Raw genomic sequence first — 22,355 nt, 5'->3', positions numbered from 1 at the left:
CAGCTATTTGAGCTGACGCGGGCCGAAGACTGTCTCAAACGCTTTTCCCAAAGCGACGTCCATGTCGCCCATCGTCACTGGCAGCCCGAGATCGACAAGGCTTGTGACGCCATGTTCCGAGATGCCGCAAGGCACGATGCCGGAATAATGGCCGAGATCCGGTTCGACATTGATGGCAATGCCGTGAAAGCTTACCCAGCGCCGCAGGCGGATGCCGATAGCCGCGATCTTGTCTTCACATATACTGCCATTGGCTAGGCGGGGTTTTTCAGGTCGCGTAACCCATACACCAACGCGATCCTCGCGACGCTCGCCTTTGATGTTGAACTCGGCGAGGCTCTCAATGATCCATTGTTCGAGCGCCGTCACGAAGGCACGCACGTCCTCGCGGCGGCGTTTCAGATCGAGCATCACATAGGCGACACGCTGGCCCGGCCCGTGATAGGTATATTCCCCGCCGCGCCCCGTGTTGAATACGGGCAGGCTGTCGGGTGCCAGCAGGTCGCTCGCATTGGCGCTTGTTCCTGCCGTGTAAAGCGAGGGATGTTCAACCAGCCATACGAGTTCATTCGCAGTGCCTTCCCGAATGGCCTGCACACGCGCTTCCATGAAGGCGAGTGCCTCCTCGTAGTCCGTCAGCCCGTCTGCGACAACCCAATCTACCGGCGGCGCGTCCGACTGTTGCGGCAGAAAATGCGTCTCCAGCGCATCGCGTTCGCGCGGCTTTGGTGTGGCTGTTTCGGAAACGGGTGAAGCGGAACTATTCGTCATGATGGCAGCATATGGCGGTTTTGAAGCGTAACCGCCAGATGGCAAAATGCCTCTGCGATCAATCAATCGCGAGCGGAATTTCCTTTTCGCAGCGATTGCGGCCGCCCTGCTTGGCGCGATAGAGCGCCCGGTCAGCGGCATTGACGAGGTGGCTGTAGTCTGGATGTCCGTTGAATGCCGCAACACCGATCGACAGGGTGACGGACTGGCGTGCGCCATCGGGAAGGTTCATGGGCTGTTGGGCTATCTGCCTGCGCAGTTCCTCGCCGATTGCGAAGGCCTTGTCCTCGTCTGCTTCCACCAAAGCGACCAGAAATTCCTCCCCGCCATAGCGGAATACAAAATCGCTCGGGCGGCAGAGCGAAAGGATCGTTTCGGCCACCTGCTGAAGAACCGCATCGCCACTGCTGTGCCCGTATGTGTCGTTAATATTCTTGAAATGATCGATATCGATCATCAGAACGCTCAAATCCATTGCCTTTTGGGACGCCATGCGTACTTCGCGGGTCAGTATTGATGGCATGAAACGGCGATTGAGCGCACGTGTCAGCGGATCACGGCCCGTTTCCATGGCCGCCGCTGCCTGAAACAGTTCGGACAGCAGAAACTTCACTTCAACGATCTTGGTCTGGAACAATGACAGAGAGGCTGCGAGTTCAGCCGGGTTATCTTTGCGAGCGGTGTTGATGGCCGGAAGGAGCACTTGGTCGATATGTTCCACATTCCGACGGATGTTTTCCAAGATTGAGGAATTGGAGAACATCAGATCGGCCTTGTGCTGCAACCACAAACCGAAGTCCGAGCTTGCGAGCGTGTGAAGCGGACTGTCGGGATTGCCATAGAGGTTGAAGAGGAGCGATTGGCTCCATTCCATGAGCGCAGCGCGCTGCGATTCGCGCTCAAGCGGAAAGTCGTGGCTCAGCGTGAAGGCCCGATAGGCTTCGTCGGTCTGAGCACTCTCTCGCGCGTCCTTCACGAAGGCCTGGCTCATGATTTCAATCGCAATATCTATCGCATTGCTGACATGCACGATCAGACGCGCCAGAACCTCGCGTGTAGCGACTTCCAGCTTTAGTTGACGAATGATCTCGTTCTTGAGCAGGCGCGCGCCCTGCATGACGACATGGATCGGCACGTCGATGCGGGCATGGACTTCGCCGACCTTGCGCTGCTCACGAATGAATGCGTCAACATCGCCGGCGTTTCTTTCGAACATCTTCAGAAGCCAGTCGCTCAGGGAATTGTGCAGGCGCTCCTGAACCATTTTCTGGGATAGGAAAGTTGCCGCATCGCGATTGCTCATAAGGCGCTCGTAGAACACGCCGACAAACAGTTCGCGGTTGCGGCCAATGAGATCGCGAAGAAAGAACGAATGTTCTTCGGGCAAGCCTCCGACCAGCTCAACCCATTCGGCCTGGGTGGTGCCCAGACCGGTTTTCGCTCCCCAGGTGGTGTCGATTTTAGACGCCGAATGATCCATGTTCCTGCTCCTTGCGACAGCCGCAAAGCTCCGCCGCTACCGGTCGTGAACCGGTGCCGGATCGGCTTTGCGGATTGGAGATTCTGCGGCTTTTCCCTTGCTTCAAGGGATTGCGTGCGAATTCAATAGGCTCCTGATATCCGGATTCTCTTAAAAATACTTTTGCAAAGTTGCAGGTCGTTAGCTTTGGTTTGTTTTAAGGCGTGCGGTCGAGATTGATAGAGAACCGTAAGATTAAGTGACTTTACCAATAGTCGGTTTGGCCTACGTATTTGTGGGCAAGATTCCAATTCTGGCAACTCTGGAAAGGAAAACGGAAATGAAACTTAAGTTGGTTTCTGCGGCTCTCGCGCTCTTCGCGGTAACTGCTGTTGCTGAAGCGGCCGCGCCGGTCGCTCCGGCGCCGATTCCGGCAGTCGCTGCCGATGGTGCCGGTTCTGCCATTCAGGTCGATTATCGCTGCCCGCGTGGCGCGGTTCGCACGCGGAGTGGCCGCTGTGTTTGGGATCGCCGTTGGCGCGATGATCGTCGCGGGTGGGACCGGCATTCACCGCGTTATTATCGCGAGCGCGACCGTGATCGCCGCTGGCGCCATGACCGCTACCGTCATCGTGATCGCGTATATATCGAGCCGCGCCGTCGCGGCCCGCACAACTAAGCAAGAAGAGAGCAGCGATTTCCCTGCTCTTTTTTCTTCAGACCGACTCGGCTTGAGGACGTGAGAGACTGTCGAGTTGCGGAAACACGTCCACTGTCATAGGCGCGAGGACGTCAATCACCAGCCCGTTTGGCGCAAAGTCGATGTCGCATTTGGCCTTCAGTTCGCCCGCGAGAACGGAGTAGAGCAACCGCTGGCCAAAGCCGCGGCGGGCAGGGCGTTCGACCGCAGGCCCGCCGCTTTCGATCCAGCGCATATGAAGTTTCTGCTCGCCCTGTATTCGGACTACCTCCCAATTGAATTGGACCGTGCCGTTTTCATTGGAGAGGGCGCCGTATTTCACAGCATTGGTTGCAAGTTCATACAAGCCCAGTGAAAGAGACACAGTTACACGGTCGCTCACCACGAGCGCCGGACCATCGGTTCGGATTCGATGGCCGAACGTGCTGTTGAAAGGGGCAAGCGCGGTTTCGCAAATCTGAGTGATCGTGGTACCCGTCCAGTTGTCCCTGAGAAGCATGTCATGGGCCTGGCTAAGTGCCCGCAGCCGCTCGCTGAACAACTCATTTGCGGTCTGCGGATCGGTGGCATTGCGCAAGGTCTGATTGGCTATGGATTGCACCATCGCCATCGAGTTCTTGAATCGATGCGAGATTTCGCGGGTCACCAGCGCCTTGTCCGCTTCGGCTTTCTTGCGTTCGGTGACGTCGATGACGATACCGAGAAGTGTCGGCGACTTGCCTGTCAACGCCTTGGCCCGGGTTTCCACCCAGCGCATTTGACCCAATCGGTTGGTGATACGATATTCCAGCCGGAAAGGCTTGCCGGTCGAGAAAGATTCCTGCGACCGTTGGATCAGAGTGATCCGGTCTTCCAGCGCCACCATCTCGATGATCTTGTCGTAGTTGACCGGTTCGTCCGGGGTCAGGCCGAAAATACGTCTGTATTCCGGCGAACAGCTGATTTCGCCACTGTGATAATCCCGTGTCCAGAAGCCAACATTCGCCACTTCAATAATATATTGCAACTGATCGTTGCTGCGTTGTTTTTCAAGCGAAAGCGTTTCGCGTTCTTTTTCCAGCTCGACCAGTTTGCCAAGTTCGAGGGTCACATCGAGCTGAGACGAAACGAAGTGATGGAGTTCGCCTTCTTCGGTTTTGACAGGAGAAATGTGAAGCCGGTTCCAGAATGGTTCGCCTGACTTCTTGTAATTGAGGATATCGATATCGATCGACTGCTCCGCGTCGAGGGCTGCGCGGATCTTCTGGACATGTTCCGGGTCGGTGCCGGCGCCCTGAAGGAAGCGGCAATTTTTCCCCACGATTTCGTCAGCTTCATATCCTGTCAGCTTCTGGAAAGCCTTGTTGGCAAAGACAATGGGGTTGTCGGGCAGGCGGGGATTGGTGATGAGTATCGGCATGGGCGTCAGTTCAACTGCCGCCGTGAAAGGATCTGCTTCCGGGGAGAAGGTTGCTCCCAAAATTTTTACGGACGGCCGTGCCTTTGTTGCCAATGCAAACCCCACTCGCTGAAAACGCTTACAAGCTGCCCTACTTCACGCAAGTTATCCGATTGTCGTGCAATTTGCTAACGAAAATAATGGAATAGCAAGAACCAATTGTTGTTTCATCCGTTTGGAAGCAACCGAAACAGCTGCGCATCGCCAGTTAAAAATTGGGAGCGAGTATAATTTTCAGGCAATGTTCAGCGGGCATTCATAAACGTACGGCAATGATGGCATCATTGAAAGGGAGAAGCACAGGATGAACACCTTCAAAAAGATGATGGTTGGCCTTGTCGGTGCAAGCTTTTTGATCGGCGCGATGGTTCCGGTCTCGGCTGCGCCTCTCGCGCCAACCGCCCCTGCGGAGAGCAACGAAAATGTTCAGCAGGTTCGTGATGACCGCTGGCGTCGCGGCCCGGGGCATGGACATTGGGGCGGCTACCGGCCGGGACCTCGTCCGGGCTGGCACGGTCGTCCGTACCGTCCGGGGCCAGGTTACTGGAATGGATATCGCGGTAACCGCTATTACCGCCACGGCTATCGTCGGCATAATGACGGTTGGTGGTATCCGCTCGCCGCATTCGGCGCCGGTGCAATCATTGGTGGTGCGATTGCCGCTCCGCCGCCACCGCCCGTCTATCGCGCGCCGGCTTATGGATACAGCAATTCGCACGTCCAGTGGTGCTATAATCGTTATCGGTCATATAGGGCCTCGGACAATACTTTTCAGCCGTATAACGGCCCCCGCCAGCAGTGTTATTCGCCATACTGATAGTTGAAGACTGATGAACACAATGAAGCCGCCCTTGAAGGGCGGCTTTGTTTTGTGGACTAGGCCTATCAACTGTACCACCAGTAATTGTCATTCATGGCGGTGCACCCTAAAAGGCGATCGGGGCGAATTCCGGCAGCGCAGTTGTTGAAAGGCTTTCGGTTTCCCCCTGTTACAACCGAGCGCCAAAGGAGACGGGATGCGCGAGATTTTACCCAAAGCATTAGCCGGTATAATTGTACTCGGTATATTGAGCGTAGTACTTGGTTCCTGGTACACGGTTGACGAAGGTGAGCGCGGTGTTGTTTTGCGCTATGGTGCTGTTTCCGGTGTTGCCCAGCCCGGCCTCGGTTTCAAAATTCCGGTGATCGATTCGATTGTGCGAATATCGGTGCAATCCAAAGCTGCGATCTACAACAGCATGGAAGCCTATAGCCGCGACCAGCAGCCAGCCACGATGAACCTCTCGGTCAACTATCGCATTCCGCCAGACCGCGTGGAAGAAGTCTACGCGACCTATGGCGGTGAAGATGGTCTCTTGTCCCGCCTTGTAGAACGGCGCGTTTTCGAGGAAAGCAAGACTGTTTTCGGCAAGTTCAATGCCGTGGAGGCTATCCAGGAACGAAGCCGTCTCAACCAGGAAATTGCGCAGGCGATTCAGAACAGTGTACGCGGTCCCGTTATCATCGATACGGTGCAGATCGAGAATATCGATTTTTCGGACTCCTATGAGCAGTCAATCGAACAGCGCATGTTGGCGGAAGTTGAAGTGCAGCGTCTTCGTCAGAACGCCGAGCGCGAAAAGGTCCAAGCCGAAATCACGGTAACACAGGCAAAAGCGCAGGCAGATGCTCGCCGCGCCGAAGCAGAGGCCCAGGCGGACGCCGTTCGTCTTCAGGCAGAGGCCGAAGCTGACGCGATTAGGCTGAAGGGCGAGGCGGAAGCAACCGCCATCAAGGCGCGTGGCGATGCACTTCGCGATAATCCGGGTCTTGTTGCGTTGACGCAGGCGGAAAAATGGGATGGCCAACTACCGACCACGATGCTGCCGAACGGGGCGATTCCCATGCTCAACCTGAACAGCGCCCAGACGCAGCAGAAATCGCCTGATTATTGACCCCGATTACAAAAAACAGCGTGGCCCCGAGGGGTTGGCTTGACTTGCATCCTAACCGAAAATGGTTTCCGTTTTTCGAGATGTGCTCTCACCCGCCACGCTGTTCATAGCCCTCAACATTTGCCCTATCCATTTTCTGGCGCAGGTACTGCTTGAGCCCGGCGATCTTTTCCTTATCCCAGCCCGTTACGCCGGTAACTTCCAGCCATGCGTCGACATAGTGCTCCGGAGCATACACATGCCCATGTCCTATCGGTGCGGTTGTTCCAAAGGCTATATCAAGGGCGAGTTGAAGCATCGTCACGACAGGATACCACCGCAAATCGGGTGACACATCGGGTCCGCGCGGTGCCTGCATCCAGTCGGGCTGCCGATAGAACGACAATGTGTCGAAGAAGGTCACGGGGTCGCTTGCATATTGCAGATAGACCACGCGCATCGGCCCCCAGCGTGTTCCGTTTCCGGGCGCTTCACCATTCTGGTTCATGAAACGCGCAAAGGAGCCGTCCCGGAATACCGGCAACCATTCCGGTGTTCCCGGATTTCTCCGTCTGGTCATGGCTTTCCAATCGCGGCTCGGGAAAGGGGGGCCGCTCCAAAGGGCGCCGTTAATCGGGTCATCGAGCATTTCGAAAAGCTCGGACGAAATTTCCGAGTTCATGGCACCGAGGCTCAAGCCATAGAGATACAGGCGAGGGCGCCTGTCCCGCGGCAGGTTTTTCCAGTAGTTATAAACGGCGATAAACAGTGCCCGCGACGCTTCCGCTCCATATTCGGGTTGAAAGAGCAACGACAAGGGGCTGGAAAGATAAGAATACTGCACGGCGATACTGGCCACATCTCCATGATGCAGAAATTCCAGACCGTCCATCGCGGCGGGGTCGACCCAGCCGGTGCCGGTGGGCGTGATGACGACCAGTACTGACCGGTCAAAGCCGTGTTGCCGCTTCAGTTCCTCCAGCGCAAGTTCGGCTCGTTGTTCCGGTGTGTCAGCGACGTGCAGGCCGGCATAGACCCGTATGGGGTCGATTGCTTTTTCACCGGTCATTGCCGTGATGTCGGCGGCCGCAGGGCCGGAAGAGACAAATTCACGTCCAGCCCGCCCAAGCTCGTTCCAGTGCAAAAGCGATGCGGCGCTGCCGGTTTTGTTCGTTGCCATCGGCTGGGGGCGGTCCGGCTCGATCAGAGCGTCATACTCACGAAATGAGCGGTCCAGAACCTTGAAAGCAGATTGGATGAGCAGCCCGTTGGCAATCGTCCAGACGAGTACGACCGTAATCGTGACGCCGAGGACATTGGCTACTCGGCGGGGCATGACGAGTTGTACTTTTGCCGAGACGAATCGCCCAAATCGGATGAGAAGGCGGACCAACACCAACAGAATCAGGAATGTCAGTACGGCCAAAGCCGACACGCTCATTGGATAGGCGCTTGGCACCGGCTCCATGTTCATGACAGCACGAACTGAATTCTGCCAGCTCGCGGCGAAATAAAGCGCGACGACCGCCACCGCGAGACAGATGATGCCGACAGCTAGATTGACTTGACTGCGCAGGCGGTCCCGGGGTTCCGGTAATTCGAGATAATGCCATAGCCAGCGCCACAGCACGCCGATACCATAACCTGCTCCGAAGGCGACGCCTCCGAGAATTCCCTGCATGATATGGGTACGCGGGATGAGGCTCGGCGTAAGCGCGGCGGCAAAAAACAGGGTGCCTAGTGCTATGCCGACACCGGACAAGGAGCGTCGGAAATGAAAAAGTGCCTTGGTGGCCAGAGACATCAAATACCGTGCTGTTGGGTCATTGTTATGGGCTAGCTATAGCATGACCAGGCAGCAAGGTCCCATCATGGAAGGCTCGGCGGGCTTGTTTCTATCGTCGCATGTTCAGAATCGCTATCCTGTTGAGGGTATAGAGTGCGTGGAAGAGGCATGTTCACAGGCATCTGGATGCCGCAGCGTGACGTTGAGTATCCGCGACCTGTGATTTTTTTGAATTTATGTTGGAGAAACCTGATTTTATGGTGTTGACCAATCCGTAAGCCGCCCTTATGTTCCGCCGCACTTCCGGGGGCGATTTGCTCCGACAGGGAGCGCGTAGCTCAGCCGGTAGAGCAACTGACTTTTAATCAGTAGGTCCAGGGTTCGAATCCCTGCGCGCTCACCAAAAACTCCAATAAAAACAAATAATTACAGCCAGTTGTGAGATTGCGGACACAGGCCTAATTTTCGTGTCCGCAGAATGTCCGCAAACTACGGACACGGATTCGGATAGGCGGGTTTGCGAAGCCGAGAGACAGGTGGGGATCGCGACGGGCAATCGACGCACTGCGCTGCCCAGCTTAAGTTTCTGAGGGATAGAGCGCCAAATATTGGTAGATTCCTTTGGCGCACTATAATCTCTGCCTCACCCATTGTTGAAAACGGATTACGCTGAATGGTGTTTGAAACTCAGGAGCATTGAACTTGGTTACTGCCAACGGTGGTCCGCACATACCAGCATAGGCCGTCGATTTCTAATCAACAATAATGTGTTCAGCAATAATGCCGGTTTCAAACAAGACGCCGCCTACCTTGCCTTGAATGGTAACCACGCACCCTTGTGTGCAGTTCTCTAGCAATTTTCGGCGGTCATCACGTGAAAGCTTTGAGGTTTCAACCATGATCTGAAGTGTCGAGAATTGTTTCTCGCTGATCATGGAAATATCACCAATGGACATAAAATGTCCATTAATTTCTACTTTCTTTCCTCCCAATTGTTTTAAGTCAAGCTTTAGATCTGTCAAAGAAATCTGTTCGTAATTATCATTTTTCTTTGGTTTCTTTGTGGTTGGCTTCAAATCCTGAGCAGATTTAGTGACAATTTCAAGGAAACTGGCGTCAGGTGTCTTTTTACACTGAGCGCTGATTTTGGATTCGAATGATGCAACGCCGTTGCGATCTGTGGGATCGTCCTTTTCCAATGTCTTTGCGTAATAAGCGCCTAGAATTGTTCCGAGCGCTAATTGAAGCCTCGGACTGGATTGATCCTGAGTGATTTCACCGCTCGCGAGCTTGCCATACTCGGTTGAGTACTGCTCGCAAGTGTATGTGTTAGCAACAGCAGGTGAAGCGGCTAAAAACCCAGCTGCAAAAACTAAATACTTCATATTGCCCTCCGTAGAGGGTCGATCTTGCATGACTTCTTCAGAAAGTCGAGCCGGATGATGGAGTAACATTCGACATGAGCGATTGGGCAAACCCCGACAGGCAATCGACCCGCTTGCGCCCCACGGTGGGTTGAACTTGACATTCGTTTGTTGTGTGCAAATTTCCTATACAAATGGGGGAGCGGGAAATGAGCAGACGTGGATTGGTAATCTCAAATCCGATGGCGGTTACAAACAATGGCCTGCACATAAAAAACACGAATCTTGATCGTCAGGAGTTAAGAGCAAATCTTCTGTTTTGGGATGTACTCGATTTTCCCAAGAATAATTTACTTGGAATCGGTCCTGATGACGACACAGCATTTCTCATCTCAGCGGGTGTAATTCAGCAAACTACGATCAGCTTAAATGGCTCATTTGAGATGGGCCAAGCAGCTTTAACCACTTACTTGAATGCCTTTAGGTATCGGGAAAGCCAAGAGCCGGGCGCGTGGAGTATATCCACAGGTGAAAACTCTCTGAATTTTCCATCCGATCAGGTTGATGATGGTCGCGGAGTTTTAGTGAAATTGTTTCACGCGATTCCGGTTCCGGACAAGGAAGTACCGTTGGCGGATATTCTGGAGTTTCGGACAAAACGTCGAGCGGAACTGATCGCACTGAGGCATCATTTGGAAGAAACTTATCAACGAATAATTATCTCTGGCGACGGACCTCTAGCATTGACAACTGAGCTAGAAAAACTTCAGCAAGCAATTAGCGATCACATTAAGGTATCGCGTGAAACAGGGTTCAAGCTACGATTGCAAGATTTGAGCGCTGATCTAAATCTCACAGGATTTGCTGGAACTGCTCTGACTTCATATCACTTGGGCTTACCTGTCCTTGAATCTTTGTTAGCCGGAGCCGCAAGTTCTTTGTCAATCAATATTGGCCGATCACTAAAGGGACGTGCCGTATCTTCAAACCCTTATCGGTATGTAACTTCATTTCACCAGCAATTATTTGTCTGAGTAATTCCCTATGACGCCTACGCCGCTATTTCTTAGGCGGCGTGACGACTGTTCGCTCGATTACTTGGAACTGCAACGGTTCGCCATCTGCGCCCGTTTGCTCCTGCCTTGTGACGTAGCCGCGGCCCCTTCCTTTGCGCTCAAGGTACCATCGCGTGGTTTTGAGGTCGCCTGCCAGAATGGCTTGAACAACCCGGTATTCGGCAAGATCGATAGTTTCATTTTCGATTTCGAGCCGGAGATTCTGCATTGCCGGGTGCTTTTTCATGAAACGATAGAGAGCAAGGCGGGACACGCCTAGCTTCTCGGCGGCATTTGCAATGATCGCGCCGGTGTCACGCAGCGCAAGGGCAACTCGCTCTTCTGTTAGTATCGTCATGCTGAATACCTCACAATCGATGCTCAGGACAGGATAGGGAGTCAGCGAATCCCGCCCTGAGCCAAGCGCCTTGGGACGACGCCACATCCCAAGGCGCTTTTTAAGCCGCTATAATTTTCTCGTCCGCCGCGACTGCTTCATCCCTTGCCGCCATTAGGTCGTCGGGAATGCTTTCAAGCCGGGTTTGCGGTGCGGGTTCGCCATCCTCACTAAGCCAGTTGAAGCGATGTGCGGGAACGAACGTCACCTCCCGCACGGGTAAGAGAAACGCCCTACCGCCCATGTGAATGCCGCAAATGCGCTGTGCGCGAGCCTTTTCGATGCCTTGGAAACAGTGCAGCATCTTTTCGGCAACGGGCTTGCGTGTTTTCTCATCAATCCAGACTTGAATGATCCGTTCCGAGATAACGCGCTCGGGCTGCTGGGCAAGTCGAGAGAGCATAGGGAGCGCGGTCAACTGCTCGTTCTGCGGTAGAGCCGCATTGGCTGCATTCATTGCGTCTAGAACGATCTCGCCATCTGCGAGCAGTTGGCGCAACTCAGCGGCGAGCGGAATCGCCGAATTGGCAAGTAAAGCATCCATTGCCGCCATGCTGGCTGTCACTTCATCCGCGACCACGCGCGCTTTGGTTTCGCGAAGCTTCGCTTCGGCGAGATCGGCGGTAAGTTTGTTAAGCTGCATTTTCAGGCGCTGGATATCGCGATCCTGAACGGCAAGGTCTGTGGTCAATTTTTCAACAACAGTCTTTACGTTGTAAACGCGCCCGGTCTGCGCATTTACCGCACCAATCTGCTCTTTCGGGTCTTTGTTTAGCAGCGCATCGATCTGGTCGCGCTTATCCGTGCTCAACTTGAGGTCCGCAAGCGCTTTCTGAATGGTGTTTTCAATCTCATACGTAAACATTAGCGCGCTCCCTTCCATGCATCGGCAATTCGGCGCTCGTATGCTGCCTGCCCATTGGCGTCGTCGCCCGTCCGTGCAACTGGGTCGGATTTCTGTTCATTCTTCCAAGAATCAGACACCCGATTTTCATAAGCTGCCTGTGAAAGGCTGACACCGCGCTCATGGGCACGCAGTTCGTCGGCGTCCGCAATTGTGCTCTGATCTTTCATCATCGCACGAGTACGGGTGCCATACCCGTCACGTAATACGCCATTCAACAGCGCTTCGGATGCATCGACTGTGCGACCGTCAGCCATAGAGAAATACGTTGGGCGCATTTAGGGTCTCCTTTGCAGTTTGAATTCTCTGGACAGCAACCCGGGCCAAGGTGCGAATGCCTTCTTCATTAATCATCACCGGCGCGCGTCTACCGCCGACGTTCTCTGGCAACGATCTTCGTTGGCCGGGCTTGATTTTCTGTAGTTCGGAGAAAATGCCGCTTTGATTGATACGAAAACCGAGAATTCGACATACATCTGTGCCTGTATACCAAGTTTCTGAACCACAGATGAGGCTTCGAGCATTTGTCTTTGCGACAATAACAAAGTATTCAATCTTCTTATCCATTTGTTTTTCTCTAAATGAACAACTCTGATGTAAATACATTCGCAATATATTTTCAGAGGAACACCATAAATTATAGGTTCTTCTATGGTATTGTTTGGATTATTGGAGGTGAGGTCCGAGAGACAGGTGGGGCGGCAAGGGGCAAGCAAACGCAGACGCGGCGAACAATATCAAGCCGTATCGCAATCTCGCTTATTCTCGCTCGTGACGCGGGAAACCGGTGTCAACCGTGCGATGCTAAGGCCATTCGAAGAAACGCCGTATTCGGCGAACGTGCGCGGTCGGGCAGGCGATTTAATTGCGGGTTGCGGACGTCCTGCGGACACGACAATCGCTACCGGCGTCAAAAAGCAATAAAGTGAATTAGTTAGCTGACAAGCGAGACTGACTATGGATCAGTTTCGCGAGAAAGAGGCAGGCTGCGCACCCCCACCATTCTGCTCAAGAGGATTTCCCCCACCTGTCTCTCGGATCACCTATCGTCTGACCAGCACGCGCGCGAGGCACTTTTGGAACTCTCAACCCATCGTGCGTCGGCTACTGCGCTGATGCAATCCGCAATGATCACCACAGGCGTAGGTTTTCATGCGCCAGTGAAGAATTTGCGCCAGTCCCTAAAATCCCCCCCCCCCCCAATATCCTGCGCTAGCCCCTGCTTGTCGCCCCCCTAAAGGGGGGTACGACTGGCGCAAGCAAGCAGGGGGCTGACGCATAGGGATATTGCGCCAGTTGCGCCAGTCAATTTGCGCCAATGGCGCACTGGCGCAAAGGTAGTCATTTGACCAGAGTGCCAACGACAATAAACTCACGAGGTTTGCGCTGCCCATCAGGTCGTCGTTCTTTTTTGAGCCATCCAAATTCGACCCATCGCTTGATAAGTCCAATGATCTGTTGACGGTCATCTTTTATGTCAAGTTTGAGAGTGTCGGCGATAAGGTTTCCGACCCATGTGTCCTGGGATCTCCAATCAGACCTGTAATTTCGTTCGGTTCCGATTAAATCTTGCACTTTGCGAATTGCGTTACTTTCTTCTTCTTCGCTAACCCCTGTGGACGCTTTTTCCGGCCACTCCCATGCTGTGATGACGCCTACGGCATCACCGTTGGGCAACCAAATACTTTCTAATTTATACCAGTCTGAGTTTGCAGCAGGAGGTGCTAGGTTTGCTTTGTCGGAATAAGCGCGAAAATAATGCCTACGCATCTCTGTTTCGATACCGGCTTTTTTTGCTTCTTGGTCTGTCATCCGGTTCAACGCCCGGACATCACGGGCGGCGTCAATCACCGCTTTCGCTCCCCGTCCACTCTCGGCAGTTACTTCGTCCCCGTTCTGTTTGCGGGTGTGATGCACAAGGACAATTGCCGCGTTGGTTTTATCCGCCACTTTGGCCCACTGCTTCGCCACGGCATCCATAGCTGAGTTGTCGTTCTCTGAAACGTTGTGCGAGGAAATGAACGGATCCACAATAAGTACGTCAATCTGGCGCTCGAGCATTTCGGCCGCTAAATCCTTCACTACCGGTTCGATTATTTGAAATCCATGCCCATTGCTCTTGGCTATGCAAAGTTCCTGCTCGCGTCCGGTGTCGATAAAGAGTCGGTCTCCCAATTCGGTGGGCGCAATGCAATGGTGTAGACACGCTGCCTGAATCCTCCGCTCTATCTCATCGCGAGGGTCTTCCAAATTCCAAGACCAAACGCGCAGCGGCTCCCGCACCGTTTTCCCAAGCAATTCCCTGCCTGTTACCATTGCTAGTGCTTCAGCAATCAGGAGAGACGATTTGCCAACGCCGCCGGGCGCCACAGTTACTGAAACCTGTTTGCGGATCAAATTTCGTCCATAAAGCCATTGTCGTGCTTGGATGGTCGCTGGATCGCGCCAAATATATGGTGTCGCACGCAAGTTAGAGTTGCCGTTTTGAGGCCCTTTGCTTTCCTCCCATGATCGGTATGCTTTGATCCGTTCCCACGTGCGGCGACCAAAATCAACATGATAAAGAAAGGCCGTATTGTTGTCGCGCACTCGACCGAGCACGTGATTGAAATTGCGCTCGGCCTTTGCCAAGCGCGGTTCGCCTGCCGCAGATGGCGGGGCTTTCTGCACCATGGGTGATTGCATAACGAGCCGTCGAACCTGTGTTACCGAACCCGTCACGGTATCCAATCTGCCGACGACTGCCATAAATGTCTCGGACCAGCGGCCCGGTTCACATCCAACCTGTGCATTGAAACGAGATTCAAAATCGGAATACCGTTCGGCCCTCACAAGCACTTCAACGTCATCAAGGTCGAGACGGCGGTATTTGTCAGTATCCTCCACAGGGGCATTGGTGTTTGCCAGTTGCCTCCTGCTCAATCTGGCAAACAGATCATCGATAACCCCTTGTGCGTGGGCAATGGTATTCCGTTCTTCATGAATGTTGCCGGTCATAGTGAAGAAGCGCTTGTTGTCATATATTTCGATTTGAGCCGATGTGGATTTTTTACCTCCCTTTTCCGGCAACTTGCCACGACCAATAAGATGCAGCCCTTTGCCCGATGGCGAAACCTCTGCGTAAGTATCGGTTGAAGCTAGAAGCTGTTTTAACAACTTTTGCCGCTCTTCGATGTGTTCCTGCGAGACTTTTTCCTCGCTATCAATATCGATGCCGAAGAATTCGTCCTGCTCGGTGAAAACAAACCCGATGCCGTCAGCCTTACCTTCCTTTACAACAGCGGTAGCACAATCGAACGATCCCCATGTGGTGGGGTCGGACACATTTGCGGGACTATTTGGAAAATTTGGGTAGTAAGGTGGTTTGGTCTTCATGCCACCGCGATCAACATATCGCCAGACGACCCACTGCTCCAACTCGCGCAGTTCTTGAGGGATATTCTCGAAGTTGTTCGCGGTCTGCATAGTCAGCGTCCTTTCATTCTGCGAGCGGACGCTGAAATATTCAGTGACGAATTCTGGTTTTTCCCATAATTTCATCATTGCATGTTTCGCGTCTACTTTGATTTAACCCGATAAGGACCACTAATCCTTGTCGGGTTTATTTTTATTTGTTAAAATCAACGAACTGTAACGTTCCCGCAAATATAGAAGATTATTCAAGCAATATTTGCGATAGAAGCTGTCGCCGTTATTGCGGGTGAGGGGTGCTGAGCGTTAAACTATTGCTCACCTTCGATTTCCGAGGCTGTGACGCATGACAAGGACGTCGCCCCTGTCATTGGGCGTCAGCCGCAAAGCATCGCATATGCGCTGGGGAAATTTCGAAATACGGCAATCAATCGAAATCTGCCCGCGCTCGAACTATTGAGTATTCCTTCCAACTGATGGTTCATCAGTCGCTAGATAAGTATATCTTGTTGTTTTTGTTGGATAACGAATGACTGCGTTGGGGTCAGACCCGCAATGTGTCCGCACACACCGCTAAGCGCGGCTGCTGCGGCGTGGGTTCGGACGCAGTTCATTGGCTTGTAGCCACGCCAAGACCGATGCACGGCGATAGAGGATGCGACCGCCCATCTTGGTATATGGCAAACCGTTCGGCTGATTTTGGTAGCGGATGATGGTGCGAGAGGCGACACGCAGTTCGCGCGCCAGTTCCTGTCTCGTTAGATATTCGTCAAGTATGGCCGACATGGTTTCGTTCCGTTTGTAATGGTGACAAACGAAACGTAATTGCTGACAGGCGGGAGGCGTGAGCCGGAATGGGTTGCAATGGGCAGGAATCAGGTTTCCACCCTTTTGGCAGAATATTCCCGCATGAAGTCACGGGCATAGGTCTTAATTGCTGTATCGCGCGGATCGGCTTTTATCCCCTCAAGCTCCTCAATCTGCACAACCAACCAGCGCTGAACGTCCGCTTGCCGTTGCCAACCCTTTTCGTTGTTCAAACTGGGGAAGCCAACCGTGTCGCAATACCGATTGAATGCCTTTTGCAGTTCCGGCTTCTGATATTTAGGCGGAGCGCCAGGTTCCCCTGCTGTGGCTTGTGATGCAGCGCGGCGGATGAACCGAGATGTACTTTTATCGATCAGATATTCGCCAAGGTTTTGTGCGCCATCGTTCCAACGCCCGTCATAGGCGCTATTCCGCCAATAATCGGCGGACACGTCAACGCGTTCATGTTTGGCGTTGGTAGTGATTGCCACGGCGCGACCTGCTTCTAGTTCTTGTGTAAGATGCGTCACAACTGCCACGCAACGGTCGAAGGCAGCGCGCTGACCTGCCGCGAAAGCGTCACGAGCGTCAACGGTTGGCCAGTTATCGAGAATGGCGATTTCTTCGCCGCTCCATTCGGTGGGGAACTGTTCGCGCCCGATCTGCTCGAAAGCTTCGCGAATAGGGATCATGACGCCTTACCTTTCATCGGTACGATCTCAGCGCCTTCTGTGGTCGACATGACGATTGCGCCCACGCGCTCGGTCGCCTGCCGCAGCGGGTCATCCATCAAATGCGAATAGCGGGCGGTGGTTGCAGGCTGAGAATGTCCGAGCAATGCCCCGATGACGGGCAAGGACAAGCCCGCGCTCGCCAAAACGCTGGCATAGGTATGGCGCAAGTCATGGAGCCGCGCGTTTGGCGTCACGATTACCCGTTCCTGCCCCTTGGCGTCGATTTCCGTTTTCGTGTCCACCAGATCGGCGGCAATACACAGTTCCCGCCAGTCCTTTTTCAGTTCAAGGCGATGATTTTTGTTTCCGCGACCGGGGAAGACATATTCGGAAGCAACCTTGGCTTTGTCCGCTTTGGCACGCAACGCGACAAGCAGTTGCAGGGCGGGCGCGGAAAGCGGTACGCGGTGGGTTGTCTTCTGCTTGGTCGTGCTGCCGGGCTTCGTCCAAACTCCGGCCTCAAAATCAATGTCTGCCCATTTAGCGCTCTGCACTTCATTACGCCGCGCGCCGGTCAGCAACAGCAAGCGAATGATGTTCGCCGCTTGCACATCATCGTGCTGCGCAAGCGCGCCTGTCAGTCTGGCCAGCTCTTTCGGCGTCAAATAGCGATGCCGCTTTGCCTCCTGATTCCGCTCAATGCCTTTCGCCGGGTTGCCCGATGCATTGTCTCGCCAGCCCCATTTCATGGCGAGTGAGAACATTTTGGATAGGACGGCGACAGTACGGTTAGCGAGATAGGCAGCGCCGCGCTTTGTGATTTTTCGATGCAGATCGTCAACATCGCTGAATGTGACCTCAGCGACTTTCAGATGCTTCATTGCCGGTAGAATTTCGCGCCGAATGAGCGCTTCATAATCGCGCTTGGTGGTAGGCCGCACCTTCGTCAAATGGCGCTGCTCGAACTCGTCACAAAGATCGGCCACAGTTTTCGCATTGCGATCCGCTTCGACCTCGGCCATCGGATCTTCGCCGCGGTCGATGCGCATTTTTAGCTCCGACGCCTCAGTGCGCGCGGCGGAGGCCTTCCAATCGGGAAAAGAACCTATCGTGTAGCGCCGCTCCCTGCCTGAGCGGGTGCGGTAATTCAAAATGAAAGAGCGAGCGCCCGCTGCTGTCACACGGACGCCGAAGCCTTTCACGTCCGTGTCATAGGTGATCCGCTGCCCCTTGTCGGGGGCAGGCAGGGTTTTAATTAGCGTGTCCGTTAATTTCTCAGCCATGTCCGTGTCCGCACTGTGTCCGTAACTTTACTAACACATTATGACGTGCTATGTCACGTTTTGTCACTGATGAAACGAGTTTTTTCACAATAAAAACAGTACGATATGTGCGGACACGACGAAAATGCTATGGATTTGAAGGCCTTCTAAAAGCCATTTGAAATGAACTTTTAATCAGTAGGTCCAGGGTTCGAATCCCTGCGCGCTCACCAAAAACAAGCACTTAGCTGAAATCGTTGATCTCCCGTTTTACAGTTGGGCGAATTATTGGATATGCGCCGGTTTCGTCCTTGGCGACCAATCGTCAACTGGCTGGTCGCGGCGGCAATCCGGCTCGGCTGCGCATCTTTTCCAGAAGGCTCGCGGCAATGGGCGTATAATTTTCATCGAAATGATGACCGCCAGCCAGTTTTATCACTTCCATCCCTTTCAGTTCGGCAGCAGTGCAGGCGGTGTCTTCTTCTTCCTCGCCATAGACGCAGACCACCCGGTCCAGCGGAATGGTCGAAATGGCCGGAACGACATCCTTGTCCCCGTTCATTCCAAGCCAGCCTTCAATGGAAACCTGAAAGGTGGTTGTAGTTTCAACCCCGAGAAGGCCGATCATTTTCGTCCGGTCCTGTATGGCCGCGGGTAGATATTTCCAGGCAAATGGAAATGTATCCGCGCCAAAAGAATAGCCCAGAACCGCCACCGGCAATTTATTTGTCGGATCGGCCTTCTTGATCATTGCCGTTGTATCATTGGCAATTTCCTCCGGCGTGCGTTCCGACCAGAAATAACGCAGCGAATCCACTCCGATCACGTGGACGCCATTGGCCTGCAGCCATTCGCCAATGGATTTATCGAGATCGCGCCAGCCGCCGTCTCCCGAATAGAAGACCGCAACCATATCGGCTTTCCCGCCCTTGGCTGGAAGGTCCACGACAGGCAGCGCTTCGTTCTTGGCATCCTGGTCTGCCATGGCGATGACATTGTCGACAGCCATTTTCAGTCGGGCCGGAAACGCAGGAGCAGATTGAAGTACAGCAAAGTTTTCCTGACGCGCTGTAACCGGATTGTTCGTCGGCGATCCGGCCGGTCCGATCACGAGAGCAGGGGCCGGAACTGGAACATTGAAACCATAGGTGAAGCCTCCATCGGGGGCCTTGGTTGCTTGCGCTTTCTCCGTGCAGGAAGGGAGGCGGGTCTTTGCCGGAACCGGATCGAGCGCAACGGCACCTGCAATCGTCGCATCCGGCGAGTCCGAGGCAGCAGCATAGGCAATGGTCGCGCCCTGTCCGATGCCGGTCAGAACGGGGTGAAAATAGACGCCAAGGTCAAGCCCGCGCAGAGCTTCCTTCGCTATGGCTTCAAAATCCGAGTCCAGATAGTTACACTCGCCGTCCTCCTTATCGAGGGCAGCCCGCCACGGGCCAAGGTCGACCGGCAGAACAATCATATTCCGGGCAAGCATGGCATCCATGAATTGTTTTTCCCGGTCGCCTATGCCGCCGTCGTCGCTCAACAGGATAGCAAGACCCACCGGGTCGTTCTCCGGCATATAGACAGGGATGTTGGATAGCCGTTCAGCACTGGCGTGGATGACCGGTTCGTCGGAATCGATGATTTTCGTCCAGAGCCGGGCGATTTTACCCGTGTGCACTGTGCCGTACACGCCTGCTGCTGCCAAGAGCGCCAGCCCGAGCACAATAAAGAGAACGCGTCTTTTCGTCATTTTCGGATGAACTCCAGTGGGCTGCCATTGATGAGGGTCGTGGCATCGAGAAGGGCGCGCGGCGTCTCAAGTCCGCCAGGACAAACCATGTAATGCGGGGTCCAGACAGGATCGAATTTTTCCTTGAAGGCTTTCAATCCGCCGAAATGATAGAGATCGGCGCCACGCTTGTAGATGAAGGAGCCGAAACGGTTCCATCGGGAGGCCAGTCTGCTGCCGCTTAAGCCGGAAAGCGGGGCAGCGCCAAGATTGAACCACTTGTAGCCTTCCTCCTTGCCGGCCATCAGCAGTTTCGCGAAGAGCGCGTCCATCAGGAGCTTATGCACATTGGGCATGTAGCGCATGAGGTCGACAGTGATTTCATGTTTATCCGCGCCGCGCCATATATTGGCGAAAGCCACGATTTCTCCGCCGCTTTTCAACACTGCGACATCGAAACGCGTCATGTATTCGTCGTCGAAGTACCCCAACGAGAATCCCTTTTCGCTGCCCGATTTAAAATCCAGCCAAGCGTCCGAAATCTCGCGCAGGCGTGGAATGAGCGGCGGCACATTAGCTGCCGGGATGATTTCAAAGGTCAGCCCGTCCTTGTCGATCTTCCGGTCGGCATAGCGGAACGGCTGACGACGCGGGCCATCCAGAGAGAAATCGGTGAGGTCAACGCGGGCGACTTCGCCGAGCTTCAAGGCGACAAGCCCCATGTCCAGAAACAGGGGGAGGCTTTGCGGACCGACACCGTAGAATACGGTGCGCAGGGCGAGCTTGTCGGCCAGCCCATGAAAAGACCAAGCGAGCTCTCTGCCCGTTTGTTCGTTGCCGATGGGTTCGCCAAGCGCGATCAGACTGCCTCCAGACTGGGAATACATGATGAAGGAGCTGTTGTCGGGGGCGAGAAGAAATTGCTTGTCGCCAAGCAGCGCCAGGGCGGCATCCGTGTGAGGCCATTGGGCGACGAGATCGGGCACCGCGTCGGGTATCGAATAATCAACTTTCCGCCTGCGATGACCGTTTCGGTTGATGATCGAGTAAAGGCCGACCGCAGCAACCACGGCGAAGACAAGTACGGTCGCCCGCAGGAAACGGGGTGCATTGCCGTTCCAGGCGAAATCCCACCAGAGAGTGTTGGAATATTCCACGTGTCGATAAACGAAAAATCCGAGCCATGTGGAAACGAGCACAGTCGTGCCCACTGTCGCGATCCAGTTCCAGCTGAGGTCGAACGGCCCTGAAATGGGGCGGCGATAGAACGAATCCCGGAAACCCCACAGGGTGAAAGCGAAAAGGCAGAGGGTGATGGCTTCTTCCCAATCGAGCCCTTTGGTCAGAGAAAAGGCCGCGCCGCAGAGAAGCAGGATTTGCGCGGCCACCCAAGCTCGTGCAAGCCTCTTCGAGAGGCCGCGAGCAACGATGAGCAGCGCGACGCCGACGAGACTGGCGGCGAGATGCGACATTTCCATGAAGGATTCTGGAACGATATCGGAGAGCACTTCGACGCGGTAGCGAAGGTCCGGCGTTGCGCCGGATACGAGAAGAATGATCCCGCCCAGAAAGATGATGCTGGCAGACAGGCCCGGGATGAGCGGCTCGACCAGACGCTTGGCGAAGCGGGCCTGCTTGCCGAGCATATGACGGCGGCGCATGATCTCCCATATGAGAATGCCCGCTGTAGCCACAACAAGCGGCATAATCGTGTAGATAAGCCGGTACGCAAGAAGGCCCGCAATCGCGTCCGGCTTTCCGCCAAGGCCAAGACCCGCAATGATCGTCGCCTCGAAGGCGCCCAGGCCACCGGGCGCATGGCTGGCGATGCCCAGCACGATGGCGATCACATAGACCAGTGCGAAAACCGCAAAGCTTGGCACTGCGTCGGCAGGCATGAGGACATAGAGCGTAGCGGCGGCTGCGCCGACATCCACGAGCCCGGCAAATATCTGGGTCAGCGCGCCTTTGGAATTGGGCAGGCGCAGGCTGAACGAACCTATCGTGAAGCTGCGCTGTCCATGCGACAGCCAGTAGATCAGCCAGCCGATGCCGCCCAGAATGGCGATACCGGCAACAATGTCGATACGGGAATCAATGGCAGAGAGCCAGGGAACATCCCCCGGATCGATGAGAAGCGCGGCACCGACCATGATGATCAGCGCGAACCAGATTGCGAACCATGATGTTCCAACAATCTTGCCTATGTCGGCAAGGCTCACGCCTTCCGCCGCATAGATGCGATAACGAAGAGCGCCACCGGTCAAAAGGGAAAAGCCGAGCGCATTGGAGATTGCGTAGCCGGCGGCACCTGCAACGGCTGCAATGCGTCGCGGGATCTGGTTGGGGGCAATCGTATCGACAGCCACTACATCATAGAGCGCGACAGCGGCATAGCTGAGAGCCGTGAAGAACACGGCAAGGCCCAGCGTTGCCCACGATATGTTGTGCAGCGCGGCGAGCGTGTCCTTGCGGGAGGTATGCTGGAGGAGATTCTCCAGCACATAGACTGCAAGCAAAGCAATGGCGATACCGGCTATCGGAAACAGAAAATGCTGGTAGCGCTTGAAACGTCCGCTGGTGGACGTTGCAGATGATGTTGCAGGCGCTTTATCATCAATAAGGCTCATAGGAACGTCGTCCGGTTGGAGCAATATATTATAAATCGCGCAATGATCTCGATTTAGGGCGAACTTG

Annotated in this window: 19 protein-coding genes and 1 tRNA gene; 5 read left to right on the top strand and 15 right to left on the bottom strand. The window is 54.4% G+C overall.

Going from position 1 to position 22,355, the window contains the following annotated elements:
- Nucleotides 1–3: 3 nt before the first annotated feature.
- Both lipB and J9800_RS02060 read right to left on the bottom strand, forming a co-directional pair.
- Nucleotides 4–771, bottom strand: a complete 768-nt coding sequence (gene lipB / locus J9800_RS02065) for a lipoyl(octanoyl) transferase LipB (protein ID WP_205315888.1) — start codon at nt 769–771, stop codon at nt 4–6.
- Nucleotides 772–829: 58 nt separating this feature from the next.
- The gene (locus J9800_RS02060; protein ID WP_114214909.1) at nt 830–2,251 is read right to left on the bottom strand and encodes a GGDEF domain-containing protein; all 1,422 of its coding nucleotides are present in this window, start codon (nt 2,249–2,251) and stop codon (nt 830–832) included.
- Nucleotides 2,252–2,570: 319 nt separating this feature from the next.
- On the opposite strand from J9800_RS02060, the gene J9800_RS02055 reads away from it, so the two are divergent.
- Nucleotides 2,571–2,909 carry a hypothetical protein gene (locus tag J9800_RS02055; RefSeq protein WP_112587635.1) on the top strand — a complete coding sequence of 113 codons (339 nt, stop codon included), beginning with the start codon at nt 2,571–2,573 and terminating at the stop codon, nt 2,907–2,909.
- A 37-nt stretch (nt 2,910–2,946) separates the two neighbouring features.
- On the opposite strand, the gene J9800_RS02050 is transcribed toward J9800_RS02055, so the two are convergent.
- Nucleotides 2,947–4,422 (bottom strand): PAS domain-containing protein, encoded by a 1,476-nt coding sequence (locus J9800_RS02050; RefSeq protein WP_114215061.1) that lies wholly within the window; start codon nt 4,420–4,422, stop codon nt 2,947–2,949.
- A 250-nt stretch (nt 4,423–4,672) separates the two neighbouring features.
- Between J9800_RS02050 and J9800_RS02045 the strand changes: the two genes are divergently transcribed.
- Nucleotides 4,673–5,185 carry a BA14K family protein gene (locus tag J9800_RS02045; RefSeq protein ID WP_210845415.1) on the top strand — a complete coding sequence of 171 codons (513 nt, stop codon included), beginning with the start codon at nt 4,673–4,675 and terminating at the stop codon, nt 5,183–5,185.
- 199 nt (nt 5,186–5,384) lie between these two features.
- Nucleotides 5,385–6,302, top strand: coding sequence for a prohibitin family protein (locus J9800_RS02040; protein ID WP_114214911.1), 918 nt, complete (start codon nt 5,385–5,387; stop codon nt 6,300–6,302).
- 88 nt (nt 6,303–6,390) lie between these two features.
- Here J9800_RS02040 and J9800_RS02035 read toward each other — a convergent pair whose 3' ends face one another.
- A complete protein-coding gene (locus J9800_RS02035; RefSeq protein WP_114214912.1) occupies nt 6,391–8,085 on the bottom strand; it encodes an alpha/beta hydrolase in 1,695 nt (564 codons plus the stop codon).
- Between the two features lie 309 nt (nt 8,086–8,394).
- On the opposite strand from J9800_RS02035, the gene J9800_RS02030 reads away from it, so the two are divergent.
- Nucleotides 8,395–8,470, top strand: a tRNA-Lys gene (locus tag J9800_RS02030).
- A gap of 349 nt (nt 8,471–8,819) precedes the next feature.
- On the opposite strand, the gene J9800_RS02025 is transcribed toward J9800_RS02030, so the two are convergent.
- Entirely contained in the window at nt 8,820–9,452 is a 633-nt protein-coding gene (locus tag J9800_RS02025; RefSeq protein ID WP_210845413.1) for a hypothetical protein, read from the bottom strand.
- A gap of 188 nt (nt 9,453–9,640) precedes the next feature.
- Between J9800_RS02025 and J9800_RS02020 the strand changes: the two genes are divergently transcribed.
- Nucleotides 9,641–10,465 (top strand): DUF6236 family protein, encoded by an 825-nt coding sequence (locus J9800_RS02020; RefSeq protein ID WP_210845411.1) that lies wholly within the window; start codon nt 9,641–9,643, stop codon nt 10,463–10,465.
- 25 nt (nt 10,466–10,490) lie between these two features.
- Here the strand turns inward: J9800_RS02020 and J9800_RS02015 are convergent, their stop codons facing one another.
- The 10 genes from J9800_RS02015 to mprF all read right to left on the bottom strand — a co-directional run bounded on the left by J9800_RS02015 (nt 10,491) and on the right by mprF (nt 22,288).
- Nucleotides 10,491–10,931 carry a hypothetical protein gene (locus J9800_RS02015; RefSeq protein WP_210845409.1) on the bottom strand — a complete coding sequence of 147 codons (441 nt, stop codon included), beginning with the start codon at nt 10,929–10,931 and terminating at the stop codon, nt 10,491–10,493.
- A 13-nt stretch (nt 10,932–10,944) separates the two neighbouring features.
- A complete protein-coding gene (locus J9800_RS02010) occupies nt 10,945–11,766 on the bottom strand; it encodes a hypothetical protein (protein ID WP_210845407.1) in 822 nt (273 codons plus the stop codon).
- Complete coding sequence (locus J9800_RS02005; RefSeq protein WP_210845400.1) at nt 11,748–12,044, bottom strand: hypothetical protein; 297 nt, start codon at nt 12,042–12,044, stop codon at nt 11,748–11,750. Before J9800_RS02005 ends, J9800_RS02010 begins: the two co-directional genes overlap by 19 nt.
- On the bottom strand, nt 12,037–12,354 hold the full coding sequence (locus tag J9800_RS02000) for a hypothetical protein (RefSeq protein WP_210845399.1): 318 nt from the start codon (nt 12,352–12,354) through the stop codon (nt 12,037–12,039). The genes J9800_RS02005 and J9800_RS02000 overlap by 8 nt, the downstream gene beginning before the upstream one ends.
- A 774-nt stretch (nt 12,355–13,128) precedes the next feature.
- Nucleotides 13,129–15,330, bottom strand: a complete 2,202-nt coding sequence (locus J9800_RS01995) for an AAA family ATPase (protein WP_210845397.1) — start codon at nt 15,328–15,330, stop codon at nt 13,129–13,131.
- Nucleotides 15,331–15,771: 441 nt separating this feature from the next.
- Nucleotides 15,772–15,984, bottom strand: coding sequence for a helix-turn-helix domain-containing protein (locus tag J9800_RS01990; RefSeq protein WP_029927346.1), 213 nt, complete (start codon nt 15,982–15,984; stop codon nt 15,772–15,774).
- Between the two features lie 89 nt (nt 15,985–16,073).
- On the bottom strand, nt 16,074–16,697 hold the full coding sequence (locus tag J9800_RS01985; RefSeq protein WP_210845395.1) for a hypothetical protein: 624 nt from the start codon (nt 16,695–16,697) through the stop codon (nt 16,074–16,076).
- Nucleotides 16,694–17,962: a tyrosine-type recombinase/integrase gene (locus J9800_RS01980; protein WP_210845393.1), complete on the bottom strand. Its 1,269-nt coding sequence runs from the start codon at nt 17,960–17,962 to the stop codon at nt 16,694–16,696. Before J9800_RS01980 ends, J9800_RS01985 begins: the two co-directional genes overlap by 4 nt.
- A 304-nt stretch (nt 17,963–18,266) precedes the next feature.
- Nucleotides 18,267–19,679 (bottom strand): virulence factor family protein, encoded by a 1,413-nt coding sequence (locus tag J9800_RS01975; RefSeq protein WP_205315889.1) that lies wholly within the window; start codon nt 19,677–19,679, stop codon nt 18,267–18,269.
- Nucleotides 19,676–22,288, bottom strand: coding sequence for a bifunctional lysylphosphatidylglycerol flippase/synthetase MprF (gene mprF, locus J9800_RS01970; RefSeq protein WP_205315890.1), 2,613 nt, complete (start codon nt 22,286–22,288; stop codon nt 19,676–19,678). The genes J9800_RS01975 and mprF overlap by 4 nt, the downstream gene beginning before the upstream one ends.
- Nucleotides 22,289–22,355: the final 67 nt, after the last annotated feature.

The organism is Ochrobactrum sp. AP1BH01-1 (assembly GCF_018066705.1).
Classification (GTDB): Bacteria; Pseudomonadota; Alphaproteobacteria; order Rhizobiales; family Rhizobiaceae; genus Brucella.
This window is presented reverse-complemented; position numbering and strand designations above follow the sequence as displayed.

What these genes read in the sequence shown, in the direction of transcription:
- lipB (WP_205315888.1), bottom strand. Translation starts at nt 771, where the DNA reads ATGACGAATAGTTCCGCTTCACCCGTTTCCGAAACAGCCACACCAAAG.
- J9800_RS02060 (WP_114214909.1), bottom strand. Translation starts at nt 2,251, where the DNA reads ATGGATCATTCGGCGTCTAAAATCGACACCACCTGGGGAGCGAAAACC.
- J9800_RS02055 (WP_112587635.1), top strand. Translation starts at nt 2,571, where the DNA reads ATGAAACTTAAGTTGGTTTCTGCGGCTCTCGCGCTCTTCGCGGTAACT.
- J9800_RS02045 (WP_210845415.1), top strand. Translation starts at nt 4,673, where the DNA reads ATGAACACCTTCAAAAAGATGATGGTTGGCCTTGTCGGTGCAAGCTTT.
- J9800_RS02040 (WP_114214911.1), top strand. Translation starts at nt 5,385, where the DNA reads ATGCGCGAGATTTTACCCAAAGCATTAGCCGGTATAATTGTACTCGGT.
- J9800_RS02035 (WP_114214912.1), bottom strand. Translation starts at nt 8,085, where the DNA reads ATGTCTCTGGCCACCAAGGCACTTTTTCATTTCCGACGCTCCTTGTCC.
- J9800_RS02025 (WP_210845413.1), bottom strand. Translation starts at nt 9,452, where the DNA reads ATGAAGTATTTAGTTTTTGCAGCTGGGTTTTTAGCCGCTTCACCTGCT.
- J9800_RS02020 (WP_210845411.1), top strand. Translation starts at nt 9,641, where the DNA reads ATGAGCAGACGTGGATTGGTAATCTCAAATCCGATGGCGGTTACAAAC.
- J9800_RS02015 (WP_210845409.1), bottom strand. Translation starts at nt 10,931, where the DNA reads ATGTGGCGTCGTCCCAAGGCGCTTGGCTCAGGGCGGGATTCGCTGACT.
- J9800_RS02010 (WP_210845407.1), bottom strand. Translation starts at nt 11,766, where the DNA reads ATGGAAGGGAGCGCGCTAATGTTTACGTATGAGATTGAAAACACCATT.
- J9800_RS02005 (WP_210845400.1), bottom strand. Translation starts at nt 12,044, where the DNA reads ATGGCTGACGGTCGCACAGTCGATGCATCCGAAGCGCTGTTGAATGGC.
- J9800_RS02000 (WP_210845399.1), bottom strand. Translation starts at nt 12,354, where the DNA reads ATGGATAAGAAGATTGAATACTTTGTTATTGTCGCAAAGACAAATGCT.
- J9800_RS01995 (WP_210845397.1), bottom strand. Translation starts at nt 15,330, where the DNA reads ATGATGAAATTATGGGAAAAACCAGAATTCGTCACTGAATATTTCAGC.
- J9800_RS01990 (WP_029927346.1), bottom strand. Translation starts at nt 15,984, where the DNA reads ATGTCGGCCATACTTGACGAATATCTAACGAGACAGGAACTGGCGCGC.
- J9800_RS01985 (WP_210845395.1), bottom strand. Translation starts at nt 16,697, where the DNA reads ATGATCCCTATTCGCGAAGCTTTCGAGCAGATCGGGCGCGAACAGTTC.
- J9800_RS01980 (WP_210845393.1), bottom strand. Translation starts at nt 17,962, where the DNA reads ATGGCTGAGAAATTAACGGACACGCTAATTAAAACCCTGCCTGCCCCC.
- J9800_RS01975 (WP_205315889.1), bottom strand. Translation starts at nt 19,679, where the DNA reads ATGACGAAAAGACGCGTTCTCTTTATTGTGCTCGGGCTGGCGCTCTTG.
- mprF (WP_205315890.1), bottom strand. Translation starts at nt 22,288, where the DNA reads ATGAGCCTTATTGATGATAAAGCGCCTGCAACATCATCTGCAACGTCC.